General features: G+C 69.3%; 14 protein-coding genes, 1 tRNA gene and 1 other RNA gene. 10 read left to right on the top strand and 6 right to left on the bottom strand.

Annotated elements, in window-relative coordinates; all coding sequences use genetic code 11:
* Positions 1-48: 48 nt before the first annotated feature.
* Positions 49-136: transfer RNA gene (locus tag QM693_RS34900), tRNA-Ser, on the bottom strand.
* A 59-nt stretch (positions 137-195) separates the two neighbouring features.
* A complete protein-coding gene (locus QM693_RS34895; protein ID WP_283354590.1) occupies positions 196-690 on the bottom strand; it encodes a DUF3558 family protein in 495 nt (164 codons plus the stop codon).
* 125 nt (positions 691-815) lie between these two features.
* Between QM693_RS34895 and ffs the strand changes: the two genes are divergently transcribed.
* Both ffs and QM693_RS34885 read left to right on the top strand, forming a co-directional pair.
* Positions 816-910: signal recognition particle sRNA small type (gene ffs / locus QM693_RS34890), an RNA gene on the top strand.
* A 43-nt stretch (positions 911-953) separates the two neighbouring features.
* Entirely contained in the window at positions 954-2252 is a 1299-nt protein-coding gene (locus QM693_RS34885) for an aspartate aminotransferase type Ic (RefSeq protein WP_280781794.1), read from the top strand.
* Between the two features lie 52 nt (positions 2253-2304).
* On the opposite strand, the gene QM693_RS34880 is transcribed toward QM693_RS34885, so the two are convergent.
* The gene (locus QM693_RS34880) at positions 2305-3141 is read right to left on the bottom strand and encodes a DUF1206 domain-containing protein (RefSeq protein ID WP_280781793.1); all 837 of its coding nucleotides are present in this window, start codon (positions 3139-3141) and stop codon (positions 2305-2307) included.
* Positions 3142-3227: 86 nt separating this feature from the next.
* Positions 3228-4238 carry a Fe2+-enterobactin ABC transporter substrate-binding protein gene (fepB, locus tag QM693_RS34875; protein WP_283354589.1) on the bottom strand — a complete coding sequence of 337 codons (1011 nt, stop codon included), beginning with the start codon at positions 4236-4238 and terminating at the stop codon, positions 3228-3230.
* Positions 4239-4311: 73 nt separating this feature from the next.
* Between fepB and fes the strand changes: the two genes are divergently transcribed.
* Positions 4312-5535, top strand: a complete 1224-nt coding sequence (gene fes / locus QM693_RS34870) for an enterochelin esterase (RefSeq protein ID WP_283354588.1) — start codon at positions 4312-4314, stop codon at positions 5533-5535.
* A gap of 86 nt (positions 5536-5621) precedes the next feature.
* On the top strand, positions 5622-6215 hold the full coding sequence (locus QM693_RS34865) for an HhH-GPD-type base excision DNA repair protein (RefSeq protein ID WP_105413935.1): 594 nt from the start codon (positions 5622-5624) through the stop codon (positions 6213-6215).
* A 6-nt stretch (positions 6216-6221) separates the two neighbouring features.
* Here QM693_RS34865 and QM693_RS34860 read toward each other — a convergent pair whose 3' ends face one another.
* On the bottom strand, positions 6222-7568 hold the full coding sequence (locus QM693_RS34860; RefSeq protein WP_280781790.1) for an ammonium transporter: 1347 nt from the start codon (positions 7566-7568) through the stop codon (positions 6222-6224).
* Positions 7569-7778: 210 nt separating this feature from the next.
* Between QM693_RS34860 and QM693_RS34855 the strand changes: the two genes are divergently transcribed.
* The 4 genes from QM693_RS34855 (at position 7779) to QM693_RS34840 (ending at position 13479) form a co-directional block, all read left to right on the top strand.
* Positions 7779-10040, top strand: a complete 2262-nt coding sequence (locus QM693_RS34855) for a DNA polymerase III subunit gamma and tau (RefSeq protein WP_283354587.1) — start codon at positions 7779-7781, stop codon at positions 10038-10040.
* Between the two features lie 81 nt (positions 10041-10121).
* On the top strand, positions 10122-10823 hold the full coding sequence (locus QM693_RS34850) for a hypothetical protein (protein ID WP_283354586.1): 702 nt from the start codon (positions 10122-10124) through the stop codon (positions 10821-10823).
* Positions 10824-10867: 44 nt separating this feature from the next.
* Positions 10868-12811, top strand: a complete 1944-nt coding sequence (locus tag QM693_RS34845; protein WP_283354585.1) for a sensor histidine kinase — start codon at positions 10868-10870, stop codon at positions 12809-12811.
* Positions 12808-13479, top strand: a complete 672-nt coding sequence (locus QM693_RS34840; protein ID WP_283332736.1) for a response regulator — start codon at positions 12808-12810, stop codon at positions 13477-13479. Before QM693_RS34845 ends, QM693_RS34840 begins: the two co-directional genes overlap by 4 nt.
* Before the next feature lie 10 nt (positions 13480-13489).
* Here QM693_RS34840 and QM693_RS34835 read toward each other — a convergent pair whose 3' ends face one another.
* Positions 13490-15139 (bottom strand): amidase, encoded by a 1650-nt coding sequence (locus tag QM693_RS34835; protein ID WP_283332737.1) that lies wholly within the window; start codon positions 15137-15139, stop codon positions 13490-13492.
* A 234-nt stretch (positions 15140-15373) separates the two neighbouring features.
* On the opposite strand from QM693_RS34835, the gene QM693_RS34830 reads away from it, so the two are divergent.
* A complete protein-coding gene (locus QM693_RS34830; protein ID WP_005253367.1) occupies positions 15374-16588 on the top strand; it encodes an acetyl-CoA C-acetyltransferase in 1215 nt (404 codons plus the stop codon).
* Positions 16589-16617: 29 nt separating this feature from the next.
* Positions 16618-18175 (top strand): 3-hydroxyacyl-CoA dehydrogenase NAD-binding domain-containing protein (locus tag QM693_RS34825; RefSeq protein WP_283354584.1); only part of this gene is annotated, 1558 nt, incomplete at its 3' end.

Raw genomic sequence — 18175 nt, 5'->3', positions numbered from 1 at the left:
AAAAGAAACCCCTGCGAACCGCTTCTCAGCAGTTCACAGGGGTTCCTGTGGCGGAGGATAGGGGATTTGAACCCCTGAGGGCGTTAACCCAACCCGCGTTCCAGGCGAGCGCCATAGGCCACTAGGCGAATCCTCCGTGGAGGAGCATACCCAACGACGGCGGCTCACCGTTAAACGACCAGGTAGCCGCCCGTTCTAGGCCCACTTCAGCTGGGTGAGGGCATGCTCGGCGAGGGGGACGGACCGGTCGCAGGACGTGTCCGCGTTCGCGGTGGCGTCGAGACCGAATTTCGTCTCGATCGACAGGGTGCCCGCATCGGTGGTGACCTCGAGGATGCACTGGTACTTGCTCTCGGCGAGCGCGCGCCCCTCGAGCCCGCCGACGTCGATCGTGCGCAGCGGGTCGACCGGTTCCGGCGCGCTCGTAGTGGTGATCGTCACGGTGTTCAGCGCCTCGGGCTTGCCCCACGTGCAGGCGCGACGTTCGGGACTGTCGGTGGCGGTGCCCTCGCCGGCGCCTGCCGTGAGGAGCGGTGCGAGCGTCGCATCGTCCGCGAGCGTGCACGGCTCGGCCGCGTCCCAGCTCACCGCGTCCGACGTGGCTGCGTCGTCGCTGCCTCCGCCGCACGCCGACAGTGCTGCCACGACGGCGGCGAGTGTCACCGTGTGTGCTGTCCTTATGAGTTTCATCCCGATCCTTTGCCGAAGGTGGCCGAATGCGGGGGCGACGGTAGCACTGGCCGTGGTCAGAGGTGCGGCGTCGGGCCCGGGCCGGGGTGGCTCCCGACCACGTCTCGGGGCCGTCTACACTTTGTGGTGGATCCCGCGCGGCGCGCATCCTGTGAACTCCCCCAGGGCCGGAAGGCAGCAAGGGTCAACGGGCTCTGCCGGGTGCGCGGGGTCCCCTATCTTTCGCATACCCGACCCACGACGTCGGTGAGAGGCCGCTCCTGATGACCAACCAGACCCAGATCGGGTTGATGAGCCATGAGGAACTACTTTCGGAGCACGAGCGCCAGACTGCGAGTTACGCGCAGCTGAAGACGGAGAAGCTCACGCTCGACCTCACTCGCGGCAAGCCCTCGCCCGAGCAGCTGGATCTGTCGGCGGCGCTGCTGACACTGCCCGGTGACGGCGACTTCCGCGACGGCAACGGCACCGACACCCGCAACTACGGCGGGCTGACCGGGCTTCCGGAGCTGCGCGCCATCTTCGGTGAACTGCTCGGCATCCCCGTCGAGAACCTGCTCGCCGGCAACAACGCCAGCCTCGAGATCATGCACGACAACGTCGTGTTCGCCCTGCTGCACGGCACCCCAGACTCCCCGCGCCCGTGGTCGCAGGAGGAGAAGGTCAAGTTCCTCTGCCCGGCACCCGGTTACGACCGGCACTTCGGGATCACCGAGACCTACGGCATCGAGATGATCCCGGTGCCGATGCGCCCGGACGGCCCCGATGTCGGCGTCATCTCCGAGTTGGTGGCGAACGATCCGCAGATCAAGGGTCTGTGGGCCGTCCCCAACTACTCCAACCCGACGGGCGCGGTGTACTCGGAAGAGGTCACGCGGACGCTGGCGTCGATGCCGGCCGCAGCCCCCGACTTCCGGCTGTTCTGGGACAACGCCTACGCCGTCCACCCGCTCGTCGGCGAGACGGCGCCGTCGCTGGACATCCTCGGGATGGCCGCGGAGGCGGGCAACCCCAACCGGCCGCTCGTGTTCGCGTCGACGTCGAAGATCACGTTCGCCGGTGCCGGCGTCAGCTTCTTCGGTTCCTCGACCGCGAACCTGGCCTGGTACCAGAAGTACCTCGGTAAGAAGAGCATCGGTCCCGACAAGCTGAATCAGCTGCGGCACCTGCGGTTCTTCGGTGACGCCGAGGGTGTGCGCGCCCACATGGAGAAGCACCGCGAGATCCTGGCGCCGAAGTTCGCGCTCGTCCTGAAGATCCTCGAGGATCGTCTCGGGGCGTCGAAGGTGGCGTCGTGGACGGAGCCGAAGGGCGGATATTTCATCAGCCTGGACGTCGTCGAGGGCACCGCGAAGCGCGTCATCGCTCTGGCGAAGGACGCGGGGATCGCGCTCACCGCAGCCGGATCGGCGTTCCCGTACGGCATCGACCCCGAGGACAAGAACATCCGGCTCGCGCCGAGCTTCCCCTCGATGGAGGATCTGGACAAGTCGATGAACGGTGTCGCGACGTGCGTGCTGCTCGCGGCCACCGAGTCGCGCCTGGACCTGCCGAAGTCCTAGTAGAAGACGTCCGGCCGCTCACCCCTTGGCGGGTGAGCGGCCGGACGTGTCTCTACATCCTGGCGTAGCGCGCCATCACGAAGCTGTACAGCCCGTACGCGGCGATGCCCAGTCCGGCGAGGACCAGGAGGAACTGCCCGAACGGCGCCGAACCCAGGGTCTTGACCGCGCCGTCGAGGCCGGTGGCCTTGGACGGGTCGGCGTTGACGACCGCCACGATCACCAGCACGCCTGCGCCCGCGATGACGAGCCCTTTGGCGACGTAGCCGACCACTCCGAGGGGCTCGACGAGCTTCGACGGGGTGCCCTTCAGGTCATCCAGGAAGTTCTTCGACGCCCCCTTGTAGATGTGGTAGCCGCCGATCGCGATGGCGACGAGACCCACCACCACGAGAAGGATCTTGCCTCCCCCGGATTCCATGAGGCGTGCACTCATTCCGGCGTTCTGCTGACCGCTCGATTTCCCACCGCCGCTCGCGAACTGGTACGCCGAGAAGGCGAACGCGAAGTAGACGACGGCCAGGCCGAACGCCTTCGCGCGGTCCAGCAGGGACGTGTCGTCGCCGTCGCCCCCGGAATTCTCGGTGACGTGGGGGCCGAGAACGGTCTCGGCGAGCCGCCACAGCGCCATCGCGATGAACGCGACCATCGCCACCCACAGCACGAACCGGCCACCGGGTTTGGCGGCCAGGGCGCCGAGGGCCCCGGACTGATCGGCGTTGCCGCCGGTGCCGAACGCCAGCTGAACGATGATGTACGCGATCAGCAGGTGGACGAAACCGCTCATCACGTGGCCGGCGCGCGCGACCCGCTCGAAAGTGTTGCTGTCGGTTGCCCTGTCGACGGCGCGGCTCATCCCGTTGGCTCGATTCGTTTCGTTCTGGGCCATCGGGTGTCCTTCGGGTTGTGTGAACGGACCGGAGTCCCTGTGACGTAGAGGTACCCGATATGGGCCGCGCCGACACGGGGTGAGCGCTATCGCACTGCGTTCGTGACCCGGTCGATCAGGTTGGACGCGCTGTAGTAGTCGAGGCGGAAGCTGTCCTTCCCGAGCCCGATCACCTGCTCCTTCTCCACGGACGGCGTCTCCCGCAGCGTCGGATCGGCGAGGAACCTGTCGGCGTCCGCTGCTTCACCGATCACGATGAACGTGGTGTTGCCGGGCACGGCTCGCGGCAGGTTCTCCTGCCCGGCCGGCACGACGTCCTTGCGGCCGGCCATGATGCCCTTGTCGGCGGCGGTGAGGTCGGACGGCAGCTCGGCGAGCGAGAATCCGAGGCGTTCCAGCAGGATGCCCTGCGCCGATTCGGCGGTGAAGATCCGCGACTCCTCCGGCGAGTTGTACGCGAGCACATTCACCGGGTTCGCCGCAGCGACCGTGTCGCCCAGCGCCGACTTGGCGTCGTCGAGTTGCTGGTCGAACTTCGCGACGAGGGCGTCGGCCTGCTCCTCGGTCCCGATGGCCGCGGCGATCTGTCCGCTGAGGTCCTGCCACGACTTGTCGTCGTATCGCAGCACCACGACGGGCGCGATCTGCTTCAACGTGTCCACCTGATCGAGGGCCGAGTCGCCGCCGGTGGCGGACACGAAGATGAGGTCCGGATCGGCGGCGGTGATCTTCTCGACGTTGGGTTCGCCCTGGTACAGCGTGTCGACGCCGCGCTCGGCGGCGATGTCCGCCCACTGCGTGAACAGACCGTTCTCGTCGGTCACGTCGCTGGCTCGCTGCGCGCCGGTACCGATCAGTGGGGCGTCGAGGGCGAGCAGTGAGCCCGTGAGGGTGACGCTGGTGGACACGATCCGCTCGGGCTTCTGTTCGATCGTGACGCTGCCGGTCTCGTCGGTGATGGCGCGCGGCCAGCTCTGGTCGGACGCGGCGGTGGTGCCGGTGGTCGCGGCGTCGGAATCGGGATCGGACGAGCACGCGGCAGCGCCAATCCCGACGGCGAGGACAGCGACGGCTGCCAGTGAGCGACGAAGTTTCACGGTAAGACTCTCTTTCGCACGGGTAAGGAAGCTGATTTAGGCTAGCGTTACCTACATTCGAATGGGGAAGTGGATGCTGCAACGAGTGCCGGGACCCGAGCGTCGCGTCGTGCGCGCACGGTCGATCGACGACCTGACGCGTGACGGCGTCCCCGCGTTCTGGGACCGTCTCACCGCCGCGGGCAGTCCCCTCATCGAGCCGGACGGGGCAGGCCCCGGCTGCGTGATCGCGACGTTCTGCTGGCGCGATCCGGAGGGTGACGAGCGCACGTCACGTACGCGGCACGTCTACCTCGACGCCAACGGAATCACCGATCGCTCCCGCCTGGGACAGGCCGCGCTGTCCCGGCTACCCGGCACCGACCTGTGGTCCCTCTCGATCGAGGTCCCCGAGAAGTGGCGGGGTGCTTACCGTTTCATTCCCGGGGCGGAACCATTGACAGTTCCCGGCGGCACCCCGGGCTGGCAGTGGTGGCGGAGGGTGCTCGCCGACGCGCAACCCGACCCGTTCAACCCACTGCCGACGCGGGTGGTGCAGACCGGTGACAGCTCCGAGGCGGTGATGCCGGCGGCGCCCGCACAGCACTGGTGGACCGACCGGCCCGGCCGCGGCGCGCTTCACGAGACGGCGTTCACGCTGTCGGGCACGCGTCGGTCGGTGTGGGTCTACGAACCGCCCGGACTCACTGTTCGGAATCGTCCGGTTGTGGTGTTGCTGGACGGCCGGACGTGGGCGGTCGACCTGCCGATCGCGGGCGCCGTCGACGCACTCGGACGTGCCGGGCACCGGGTTCCGCTCGTCGTGATGGTCGACAGCGTCGGACCCGAACTGCGATCCGAGGAGCTGGGCTGCAGTGCCGCGTTCGCGTCCGGTCTCGTCGGCGAACTGCTTCCGTGGCTGCGGCGGGAATGGGGTGCCACCGACGATCCCGCGTCGACGATCGTGGCCGGCTGCAGCCTGGGCGGACTGACGGCGTGCCACCTCGCGCTGACGGCCCCGCACGTGTTCGGCTGCGCCGTCAGCCTGTCCGGATCGTTCTGGTGGCCCGGCTCGGGGCCGGGAGTCCCGTTCCAGGACCGCGTCCGCGCCGCTGCCCCGTCGAACAGCCGGTTCAGTGTGGAGGTCGGGACCCTCGAATGGATGCTCGTCGAACCGAACCGCGAGGTGCGCGACCTCTTGGTCGGCACCGGCCACGACGTGCGGTACCGCGAGTTCTGCGGGGGCCACGACGTCCTGCACTGGCGCGACGGTCTGATCGCCGGCGTGGCCTCGATGCTGGAGCGTACCGACCGGTAATGCAGTGATGTGGATAACTCTGTGAATAAACCGTGCGTCGAGCTGAAGGGCGCACCCGCCCGATGGTGGGATGGCAGGATCAGAGCATGGCACGCACGCTGAATCTGGTAGGGGATCCGGACGCCGACGCACTTCTGGCGAGTGATCCGCTGGCGTTGCTCATCGGGATGTTGCTCGATCAGCAGGTGCCGATGGAGACGGCGTTCGCGGGTCCGAAGAAGCTGGACGACCGGCTCGGCGGCCTCGAGGTGCACCGCATCGCGGAGATGGATCCGGAAGAGTTCGCGGCCGTCTGCTCACAGACACCGGCGGTCCACCGGTTTCCCGGATCGATGGCCACCCGCATCCAGTCGCTGTGCGCGTTCCTCGTCGAGAACTACGACGGCAGCGTCGAGGCGTTGTGGACCAGCGGCGACCCCGACGGCAAAGAGGTCCTGAAACGGCTGAAGGCGCTGCCGGGCTACGGCGATCAGAAGGCCCGCATCTTCCTGGCACTGCTCGGCAAGCAGATCGGTGTGGAGCCGAAGGGCTGGCGGGAGGCCGCAGGCGACTACGGCACCGAGGGATCCCGGCGGTCGATCGCGGACGTCGTGGACGACAAGAGCCTCCACGAGGTCCGCGAGTTCAAGAAAGCCGCGAAGGCCGAGGCGAAGAAGGCTGCGGCAGCGAAGAAGAAGTAGCCGCCGCTACTCGGGATCGGACGGCTTCTGCTTCCGCTCGGCGTCCAGGTGCCGTCGGCGTTCGGCCTCGTGCATCCACGGGAAGACGCTGTTGCCCTGACCGCCGCTGCCCGGACCGTGCCCGAGCACACCGTGTTCGTACGCCGATTCGGCGTGCAGCGCGAGGTCGATGCCGGACGACTCGTCCTCCGCGCTCACCCGGAACCCGAAGATCCGGTCGATCAGTTTGCCCAGCGCGTACGTCACTCCGAACGCGTACAGGGCGACGACCACCACGGCCAGCAACTGCTTGCCGAGTTGCGCGAACCCGCCCCCGTAGAAGAGGCCTTCCGGTCCGTCGGTCATGACCTCGGTGGCCAGCAGTCCGATCAGGAGGGTGCCGACGATGCCACCCATCAGGTGGACTCCCACGACGTCGAGCGAGTCGTCGTACCCGAGGCGGAACTTCCAGCCGACGGCGAACGAGCAGACCACACCGGCGACGGCGCCGACGACGAGCGCCCCGACCATGCTCACGGTGCCGCAGGACGGGGTGATCGCGACCAGACCCGCGACGACGCCGGACGCCGCACCGAACGTGGTGGGGTGACCGTCCCGCTTCTGCTCGACGAGGAGCCAGCCGAGCAGGCCCGTGCACCCGGCGACGAGGGTGTTCAGGAAGATCGCGGCGGCGGTGCCGTCGGCGGCGAGCGCGGAGCCGGCGTTGAAACCGAACCAGCCGAACCACAGCAGGCCGACGCCCAGCAACACCAGCGGAAGGTTGTGGGGGCGCATCGACTCGGACCGGAAACCGAGACGCGGGCCCAGCACCAGCGCCAACGCCAGGCCCGACGCTCCGGACACGATCTCGACGACCAGTCCGCCCGCATAGTCGAGGGCGCCGAACTGCGCGATCCAGCCCTGCGGGTTCCACACCCAGTGCGCGACGGGTGCGTAGACGACGAGGGCCCAGACGGGCACGAAGATCATCCAGGCCGAGAACTTGGCCCGATCGGCGATCGCACCGCTGATCAGCGCGGCGGTGATGATCGCGAACGTCAGCTGGAACGTGGCGAACAGGATCTCGGGCACCTGCCCGTGGACGGTGGTCGGGTCGATGCCCACCATCCCCAGGTGCTCCAGCCCGCCGATCAGTCCGCCGCCGATGTCGTCGCCGAAGATGAGGGAGTATCCGGCCACCAGCCACGCGACCGTGACCAGCGCGATCGACACGAAGCTCATCATGATCATGTTCAGTACGCCGGTGGAACGGACCATGCCGCCGTAGAACAGGGCGAGCCCCGGCGTCATCAGAAGGACCAGCGCGGTACTGATCAGAAGCCAGGCGGTTGCTCCGGCGTCGATTGCAGGCACGACATTCTCCTCACACCCCGGGACGAAACCCGGCGCGGAAAGTCACGATGACCGTGAGCGGTTTCGACTGTGCTGCCGCTGCGTTGCGAACGTGTTACGCAATGCGGTCAGGTTCGGACTCCCGCCTGTGAGTAGCGCCCCGAGCGGTTGCTGAGCGGGTGCTTCGACCACCCGGCCCGGACTGTCGGGGACCGCCGGTAGTCTTTCCGCGTGGCCCTGTACCGGAAGTACCGACCCGCATCCTTCGCCGAGGTGGTGGGGCAGGAGCACGTCACCGAACCACTGAGCACCGCTCTCGACGCCGGACGGATCAACCACGCGTATCTGTTCTCCGGTCCCCGCGGCTGTGGCAAGACGTCGTCTGCCCGCATCCTGGCCCGATCGCTGAACTGCGTCGAGGGTCCCACCTCGACGCCGTGCGGCCAGTGCCCCTCGTGCGTGGCCCTCGGCCCCGGCGGATCGGGCAATCTCGACGTCACCGAACTCGACGCGGCCAGCCACGGTGGTGTCGACGACACCCGTGAGCTGCGCGACCGCGCGTTCTACGCGCCCGCCGAATCCCGGTACCGGGTGTTCATCGTGGACGAGGCCCACATGGTCACCACGGCCGGTTTCAACGCGCTCCTCAAGATCGTCGAGGAGCCGCCGGAGCACCTCATCTTCATCTTCGCCACCACCGAACCCGAAAAGGTGCTGCCGACCATCCGCTCGCGCACCCATCACTACCCGTTCCGGTTGCTCGCACCGGCGACGATGCGCGGGTTGCTGGAGAAGATCTGCCACCAGGAGAGTGTGCCGGTCGCGGACCCGGTGTATCCGCTGGTCATCCGCGCGGGTGGCGGTTCGCCGCGTGACTCGCTGAGCATCCTCGATCAGCTGCTCGCCGGCGCGGGCGACGAGGGTGTCACCTATCCGCGCGCTCTCGCGCTGCTCGGCGTCACCGACGTCGCGCTCATCGACGACGCCGTGGACGCGCTCGCCACCGGCGACGGTGCAGCGCTGTTCGGGACGGTCGACCGCGTGATGGACGCCGGGCACGATCCGCGCCGGTTCGCCGTCGACCTGCTCGAGCGTCTGCGCGACCTCATCCTGATGCAGGCGGTGCCCGACGCCGCCGAACGTGGCCTGGTCGACGCGCCCGGCGACGTGCTCGAGCACATGCGCGCCCAGGTCCAGCGGATCGGTCCCGCCACGCTCACCCGCTACGCCGAGGTGATGCACGCGGGCCTCGGTGAGATGCGCGGCGCCACCGCCCCCCGCCTGCTGCTCGAGGTGATGTGCGCCCGGATGCTGCTGCCCTCGGCGTCCGATGCGGAGTCCGCCGTGCTGCAGCGACTCGAACGGGTCGAACGCGGACTTCCGCCCGCCGGGTCGGCGCCGGCCGTCGACGCGGCCGAGCGGCCCGCGGCGGCTCCTGCGCGTGCGCCGCAACAACCCGCCGAGCCGGAACCGGAACCGAAGTTCCAGCGACCGTCGATGCGCCAGGCCACGGCGGCCACCGTGCCCCCGCCGCCCGAGCCGGAACCCGAACCGATGCCGCGGCCGGTTCCGGAGCCCGCGCCGACGCCCGTTCCCGAACCGGAGCCGCAGCCCGAACCGACGCCTGTCCCCGAACCGACGCCCGCGCCCGAGCCGGCTCCTGTTCCCGCGCCCGAGCCCGAGCCGACCCCCGCGCCGGCGCCCGCTCCCGTCCCGGAACCCGAGCCGACTCCTGCGCCGGAACCGAATCCTGCGCCGGAGCCGACTCCCGAACCCGAGCCGGAGCCGCCGATCGCCCCCGAGGTGGAGGCGGCGCCCGCCGCATCCGCCGGCCCGGATGCTGCCGCGCTGCGGGAAGCCTGGAATTCGCTGCGCGAAAAGGTGAGTCAGCGGAACAAGATCCTGCCTGCCATGTTGTCGGCCGCGACGGTGCACGACGTTCAGGGCAACCGCCTGATCCTGGCGCACCCCGTCCCCAACCTGGGCGCTCGCATCGCGTCGCCGCACAACGCCCAGGTGATCACCGAGGTACTCGCCGAGATGTTCGGCGGCACCTGGGAAGTGGAGTACCAGGCCGGCGCTCCGACGGCGCCGCCGCCACCGGTCGCGAAGGCCGCCGCAGCGCCGACGAAACCGGCAGGCGCACCGCGGTTCTCCCGGCCCAGCCAGGAGCGGACCGCACAGCGTCCGCCGCAGCAGCAGTCCGACACGCAGCGGTCCGATTCGGCGGGTCCTGGTGCGGGCCAGGCACGTCCGTCGTCCGAACCGGACGACGACATCCCGCCGCCGGAGGCACCCGATTACCCGGATGATCCCGGGCCGATCGACTACGAGGCTTCGGCGACGACGCCGCCCGTCTCCACACCCGAGGACGAGGAAGAGATGTTCGCGGAGGCGGCGGAACCCGCCGACCCCACGACGCGCCGCGACCCGGAAGACGTGGCGTTCGAACTGCTCAAGGACATGCTCGGGGCAAAGAAGCTCGAGGGCTGACCCGAAGGGCCGTCGGCGGTCCCGCCACATCGGGACATCCGCCCCTGGTGCCCGGGACGCCGGGTGGCCGATTCTCGTCCCATGAGCACAGTGAACGTTCCAGACGGCGTGCAGAACGAGGTCCCGGCGACGGCACGACCGCGAAGTGGCAGCCGGTGGTGGGCCTACGTCGGGGTCCTCGCCGGCGTGGCCGGAATCGTCGGCATCCAGGCGAGCATGTCGATCGACGCCGTCTACGCGGAGGCGTCGGCCGGCGACGCGGTCGCCATCATGAACGGCCTCGCCGGACAGCGCACCGGGATCCTCGTCATGCACGTGTCGATCATGACCACGGCGCTGCTGATCCTCGTCTTCGCCGCCGGGCTGTCCCAGCGGCTGCGGGCAGCGTTGCCGGCCGAGAGCATCCTGCCGTCGGTCGCGGCGTTCGGTCTGGTCCTGACGTCGGCGGCGTGCCTGCTGGGAACCGGCCTGACCACCGAGTTGGTGTTCGGTCTCGGTGACACGGACCAGTTGGTGCCGGCGTTCGCGGTGGTCGGCGGTCACTGGATGGGCACCATCCCGTGGCTGTGGGCGGGGGCGGGCGTCAGCGCGCTGGCGGTGGCCGTCGCACTGCTGCGCGGACAGGCGGGCCCGCGGTGGATCGGCTGGGTCAGCCTGGTCCTGGGCCTGGTGACGGCCGTCATCGGCGTCTCGCCGCTGCAGTACCTCGCCGGGTTCACCGGACCGCTGTGGGTGCTGGTGAGCGCGATCGGGTTCGCTTTCGCCGACACCGTGCGCGAGTAGGGGCGATACTCGTTCGCATCATGGTGAAGCAGAAGGACACTCGAATGACCGAGGGGTCGGCGGGTACGGGCGGTGCGCCCGTACCTGCTGCTGTCATGGCGGTGTCCGCGTGGATTCTGGTCGTCCTCTCGGTGGTGGCGTTCGTCCGGGCCGATCCGGGCATCGATTCGAACCAACTGTTCTTCCTGGTGGACGTCGTCGGGGCGGCGGTCTACGGGACCGTGGCGGGCGTCGTCCTCGCGCGGCGGGTGCACCCGGTGCCGATCATCATGGGGCTCACCGCGATCGGCGTGGGTGTCGCCGCGCTGAGCTACAGCTATTCGCAACTCGCGCTCGTGCGTCCCGGGTTGCCGTGGGTCGACGTGCTGTCGCCGCTGCAGAACACCGCGTGGATTCCGGGGACGCTCAGCCTGTTCCTGATCGTGCCGTGGCTGATCCGCGACCACCCGCTGGGCGTCGGCGCGAAACTCGGCGTCCTCGCGGGTATCGCCGCGACGGCCTGGTACTTCTGGTCCCGCACGTTCACGGACATCCCCGCGGTCTGGGTGATCGCGCCCGTTCTCGTCGTCGGCTCTGCGGCGGCCGCGGACTGCGGGTGGCGGTGGCGTCACGGCCCACCCGACGAGCGTGTCGGGCTCGGATGGATGTGCCTCGGCACGGCGCTGATGACCGCCGCGTACGTTCCGTTGGCGCTGCCCGCGTCACTGCCGGGTCTGTGGGTGCTCAACCCGTTGGCGCACTTGGCCGTTCAGGCGTTCTATCCGGTCGCGATCCTGGTGTGCATCCTGCGCCAGCGCATGTGGGGGCTGAACCTCGCCGTCAGCCGCGCGACGGTGGCCGGCACCCTCACCGTGCTGCTGCTGGTGCTCTACGTGGTGGTGGCCACGGCCGTGACGGCGCTGCTGCCCGAAGGCGATTCGGTGGGGGCGCAGGTGGTCGCGGCGGGTGTCGTCGCCGTCGCGGTGCAGCCGGTCCGGTTGTGGCTGCAGCGGCGGGTGCACCGCCTCGTCTACGGTGAGGGCGCGGATCCGGCGCGGGCCGTCCGGACCCTGGGCCGGCAGTTCGGCAGTGCCGAGACCCCGGAACAACTCCTGGAGGGTCTCGCTGCCGGGGTGGGCGTCGCGTTGCGGCTCGAATCCGTGTCCGTGCGTCGCGCCAACGGGGTTGCCGCGGTGTGGGGTTCGGCGACGGGGCACGCCGAGTCGGTGGAGTTGGCCCACCGCGGTGCGGTGCTGGGGACGATGGTCGTGACGGCGCCACCGGGGGAGTCGCTGGGGGCGCGCACCCGCCGGTCGCTCACCGAACTGTCGGCGGTGGTGACTGCCGGTCTCGTCGTGCTGCAGTCGGCGGAGAATCTGCAGGAGGCGCGGCGGCGGCTCGCGTCCGTGCGACTGGAGGAGCGGCAGATGATTCGCCGCGAACTGCACGACGGGCTGGGTCCGTCGCTGGCGGGTATCCGACTCGGCCTGCAGGGCGCCCGGAACCTGCTCGGCTCGGATCCCGCCGCCGCCGCGGAACTCATCGACGCGCTGCAGGAGCAACTCGACCATCAGGTGGAGGGCGTCCGGCAGCTGTCCCGCAGCATGTTCCCGCCGGTGCTCGACGAGCTCGGATTGGTCCCGGCGCTGCACGAACTGGCGGCCAACCAGTCGCGCAGCGGATTCCAGCTGCGAGTGCAGGCCGAACCGCCGCCGAGGCTGGGCGCGGAGATCAGCGCCGCGGCGTACGGGATCGTCGTCGAGGCCGTCACCAACGCGCGCAGGCACAGCGGCGCCGACGGCTGCCGGGTCGACGCCACGTTCGCTCGGGAGATTCTCACCGTCGTCATCCACGACGACGGGTGCGGGTTCGATCCGGCCGGGGGCGGCGGCGTCGGAACCCGGTCGATGCGCGAGCGGGCCCACGAACTTGGTGGCACGCTCCACATCGAATCCGCCCGTCCGACAGGCACGGTGGTCACGGCCCGGTTACCGTTGACCGCATCATGAGCGCCGCCACGGATTCCACCACCTCGTCCATCCGGGTCGCCGTCGTCGACGACCACCCCGTGTTCCGGCTGGGGATGGTCGCGTTGCTGTCGACGCTGGACGGCATGGAGGTGGCCGCGCAGGCCAGCTCCGTCGCGGAGGCGCTCGACGTCGTCGACGGCGACATCGACGTGGTGCTGATGGACCTCGAACTCGGGGACGGTTCGGGGGTGGACGCCACCCGGCGGCTCGTCGAGCGGCACCCCGCACTGCGGGTGCTCGTGGTGACCATGCACGAGGACGACGAATCGCTGGTCGCGTCGGTGCGTGCCGGGGCTCGCGGCTACCTGGTGAAGGGGGCCGACCCGGGGGAGGTCGAACGGGCGGTCCGGGCGGTCGCCAACGGTGAGGTGATCCTCGGCGCCGCGGTCGCGGCCCGCGCGATGAGCTTCATGGCCGCCTCACGCAGGGTGGGCCCCACGGTGTTTCCCGAGCTGACCGACCGGGAGCGTGAAGTCCTCGACCTCGTTGCCCGCGGCTACGACAACGCGAGCATCTCGCGGCGGCTCGTGCTGAGCCCGAAGACCGTGCGCAACCACGTGTCGAACGTGCTGACCAAACTCGGTGTGCCCGACCGTCCCGCCGCGATCGTCCGGGCACGGGACGCGGGTCTCGGCCTCGACGCCTGACCTCGCGAGGTCACACTGCCGCGGTCGACGTCGTCGGCACGAACCGGATGCCCGGGCCCGTGTCGTCCGTGTTGGTCGCAGTCGGTCCGGCGCCGGGGGCCGCTACCCGCACCTCGGGGATCCGCCGCGGCGCCGGACCGAGCGGCGGCGTGTCCCGCCACACCGGCTGCGCCTCCTGCAGTTCCAGGACGATGGAGATCAGCGACGCCTCGGACCACGGAAGACCGCCCAGTTGCACGCCGAACGGAATGCCGGTGGCCGCGGACCGGCCCACCGGGGTGCAGACGACCGGTGCCCCCGTGTAGTTGGCCCAGAAGTAGTTCTCCCGCGCACCGGCGAACACGCTCGAATCGGCGAGTGCGTCGCGCCGCACGCCGTCGGTGAGTGCGCCGGGACGCAGAATCGCATCCAGCCGGTGCTCGGCGAACATCCGGTTGTAGTCGTGCTGGAAGCGCAGCCGTGCGCGTTCGAGTGCGAAGTAGTCGGCTACGGGCAGGGCGAGGCTCGCCATCGCCGCGGTCGCGGCGAGCGCCGACTCCGGGCCGTATGCCGGGAGCCGGTCCGCGAACTGCTGGTGATACGAGCCGAACTCGGCATAGTCGCCGCTCAGCAACCCCTTCGGGACGTCGGGCTCGGTCACGTCGACGATCTGGCCGCCCAGTGCGCGGACGAGGTCGAGGAAGCCGGCGAACAGGGTCCCGATCGGGCCGGGCAGGTCGTCGGCGACACCCCGAGGCAACCCGAAACGCGTGCCGGACAGTGGGCGTGACCCGCCCGCGGCGGTCAGCGGGTAACCCTCCGCGGGAACGCCCGGACCCACCGACGTGCTGGGGTCGTCGACGTCGACGCCCGCCATGTGGCTCAGGAGCAGCGACGCGTCGGCGACACTGCGTCCCATCGGACCGGTGTGATCGCGCGTCCAGGTCAGCGGAATCACCCCGCTGGTGCTGCACCGGCCGAACGTCGGTTTGATCGACGTGATTCCGCACGCGCTCGCGGGAATGCGCAGCGACCCGCCGGTGTCGGTACCCGCCGCACAGGGCGCGAACCGTGCGGCGAGGGCGGCTGCGCTGCCACCGGACGAGCCGCCCGGCGAGTACTCGACGTTCCACGGGTTCCCCACCTGCGGTGTCGCCGTTCCGATGGCGAACTCGTGAGTGTGCGCGTGGCCCATCAGCACCATGCCCGCGTCGCGCAGCTGCCGCCACACCCCGGAATCGCCGGCGGCGATGTTGCCCTCGAGGACGCCGCTCGACGCCGTGACGGGCAGCCCGGCCACCGCGTACAGGTCCTTCAACGCGATCGGCAATCCGCACACCAGCGGCGCGGACCCTTCCTCGAGTCGCCGGGCGGCGGACTCCGCGGCCTCGTACGCCTGCTCGGGGTAGATACGGATCCACGCCCCGATGCCGCCGTCGTGCGCGGCGCTGCGCGACAGGCATGCGTCCAGAAGTTCGCGCGGATGCAGCGCCCGGGACTGCAACAGCGACGCGGCCTCGACCGCGCTGAGGAGAGCCGGATCGGACGCCGTGATCGCGGCAGGCGACGGCAGCCGACGAGCCGGATTCGCGGACGCCGCGGCACGCCCCAGCCCGACGACGGTCACCGCACCCGCGGTCGCGGCGCCGAACAGTTGCCGGCGGGACAGTCGGGTGGTCACAGCGTGTTCTCCTCCGCTCGGGTCGGGTCGAGCGCCGCGTCATTACAGCACGAAAGGCGGGCCGGGCAGGGCGCAGACCGGCCGATCGTGATCGCCTGGGTCACGATCCAGGATCGCTTCGGTCCTTCCTTCCGTTTTGCAACACGTTCTAAGGTGGACGTGCCGGGGTATGCCCCGTGCAGAGCGCCGTGTGCACGGTCGGCGTCGACGCAGATAAGGAAGGAACACTCCACAGTGACCACAGAGGCATTCATTTATGAAGCCATCCGCACCCCGCGTGGCCGCGGAAAGAAGACCGGTTCGCTGCACTCGGTCAAGCCGATCTCGCTGGTCACCGGCCTGATCGACGAGCTCCGCGCCCGCTTCCCGGACCTCGACGAGGATCGCATCTCGGACCTGATCCTCGGCGTCGTCACCCCGGTCGGCGACCAGGGCATGGACATCGCGCGCGTCGCGGTCAACGACGCCGGGCTGCCCGACACCGTCGGTGGCGTCCAGCTGAACCGGTTCTGCGCGTCCGGCCTCGAGGCCGTCAACACCGCCGCGCAGAAGGTCCGCTCCGGCTGGGACGAACTGGTCATCGCCGGCGGCGTCGAGTCGATGTCCCGCGTGCCGATGGGCTCCGACGGTGGACCGTGGGCGCTCGACCCGGCCACCAACTACGACAACTACTTCGTTCCCCAGGGTGTGGGCGCCGACCTGATCGCCACGATCGAGGGCTTCTCCCGCGAGGACGTCGACGCGTACGCCGTCCGCTCGCAGGACCTCGCCGCGAAGGCGTGGACCGGCGGCTACTTCGCCAAGTCCGTCGTCCCGGTCAAGGACATCAACGGCCTCACCGTCCTCGATCAGGACGAGCACATGCGTCCCGGCACCACGCTCGAGAACCTCGCGGGCCTCAACCCGTCGTTCGCCGGCGTCGGTGAGATGGGCGGCTTCGACGCCGTGTCGCTGCAGAAGTACCACTGGGTCGAGAAGATCAACCACGTCCACCACGGCGGCAACAGCTCCGGCATCGTCGACGGCGCCGCACTGGTCCTCGTCGGATCCGAGCAGGCGGGCAAGGACATGAGCCTGACCCCGCGCGCCCGCGTCGTCGCGACGGCCACCAGCGGTGCCGACTCCACGATCATGCTCACTGGCCCGACCCCGGCCTCGAAGAAGGTCCTCGCCGCCGCCGGTCTGACCGTCGACGACATCGACCTGTTCGAGATCAACGAGGCGTTCGCGTCCGTGGTGCTCAAGTTCCAGAAGGACCTGAACATCCCCGACGAGAAGCTCAACGTCAACGGCGGTGCCATCGCGATGGGACACCCGCTCGGAGCCACCGGCGCCATGATCACCGGCACCATGATCGACGAGCTCGAGCGCCGTAACGCCCGGTACGCCCTCATCACCCTATGCATCGGCGGCGGTATGGGCGTCGCCACCATCATCGAGCGCGTCTGACCGCCCGGACCATCAGGAGACTTGAAGCAGTGAGCGAGCAGAACATCATCAACTGGGAGCAGGACGCCGACGGCATCGTCGTGCTCACCATCGACGATCCCAACCAGGGCGCGAACACCATGAACGACGCCTACATCTCCTCGATGAAGGCGACCGTCGACCGCCTCGTCGACGAGAAGGACTCCATCACCGGTGTCGTCATCACGTCCGGCAAGAAGACGTTCTTCGCCGGCGGCGACCTGAAGAACATGATCAAGGTCGGCCCGGAGAACGCCGACGAGATCTACAGCCACAGCGTCGCGATCAAGTCGGACCTGCGCCGCCTCGAGACGCTCGGCAAGCCTGTCGTCGCCGCCATCAACGGTGCCGCGCTCGGTGGCGGACTCGAGATCGCCCTGGCCACGCATCACCGCGTCGCCGCGGACGTGAAGGGCGTCAAGATCGGCCTGCCCGAGGTCACCCTCGGCCTGCTGCCCGGTGGTGGCGGCGTCGTGCGCACCGTCCGCATGCTCGGCCTGCAGAACGCGCTCATGCAGGTGCTGCTCCAGGGTCAGCAGCGTGGACCGGTGCAGGCCAAGGAGGTCGGACTCGTCGACGAGGTCGTGTCCTCGGTCGAGGAGCTGGTCCCCGCCGCGAAGGCGTGGATCAAGGCCAACCCCGAGGGCGGCGTCCAGCCGTGGGACAAGAAGGGCTACCGGATCCCCGGCGGCACCCCGTCCACCCCGGCGTTCGCAGCCAACCTGCCCGCGTTCCCCGCGAACCTGCGCAAGCAGCTCAAGGGTGCTCCCATGCCGGCACCGCGCGCCATCATGGCCGCCGCCGTCGAGGGTTCGCAGGTCGACATCGACAACGCGCTCCTCATCGAGGCTCGCTACTTCACGTCGCTGGTCACCGGCCAGGTCGCGAAGAACATGATCCAGGCGTTCTTCTTCGACCTGCAGGCCATCAACTCCGGCGCCTCCCGCCCCGAGGGCATCGAGAAGACCCCGATCACCAAGGTCGGTGTGCTCGGTGCCGGAATGATGGGCGCGGGCATCGCCTACGTGTCCGCGAAGGCCGGCTTCGACGTCGTCCTCAAGGACGTCACCATCGAGGCCGCCAACAAGGGCAAGGCGTACTCCGAGGGCATCGAGGCCAAGGCCCTCTCGCGTGGCAAGACCACCGAGGAGAAGTCGAAGACGCTGCTCGACCGCATCACTCCGACCGCCGACCCCGCCGACTTCGCCGGTGTCGACTTCGTCATCGAGGCCGTGTTCGAGTCGCAGGACCTGAAGCACAAGGTGTTCCAGGAGATCGAGGACATCGTCGAGCCGACGGCGCTGCTCGGCTCGAACACGTCGACCCTGCCGATCACCGGCCTGGCGACGGGTGTGAAGCGTCAAGAGGACTTCATCGGAATCCACTTCTTCTCCCCCGTCGACAAGATGCCGCTCGTCGAGATCATCCGCGGCGAGAAGACGTCCGACGAGGCCCTCGCGCGCGTCTTCGACTACGTCCAGGCCATCCGCAAGACGCCGATCGTCGTCAACGACTCGCGTGGCTTCTTCACCTCGCGCGTCATCGGCACGTTCATCAACGAGGCCATCG

It is taken from the genome of Rhodococcus sp. IEGM 1305, from assembly GCF_030058635.1.
In the GTDB taxonomy this organism is placed as follows: Bacteria; Actinomycetota; Actinomycetes; order Mycobacteriales; family Mycobacteriaceae; genus Rhodococcus_F; species Rhodococcus_F opacus_D.
The sequence above is the reverse complement of the archived record's forward strand: the minus strand, read 5'-3'. Positions and strand labels throughout refer to the sequence as shown.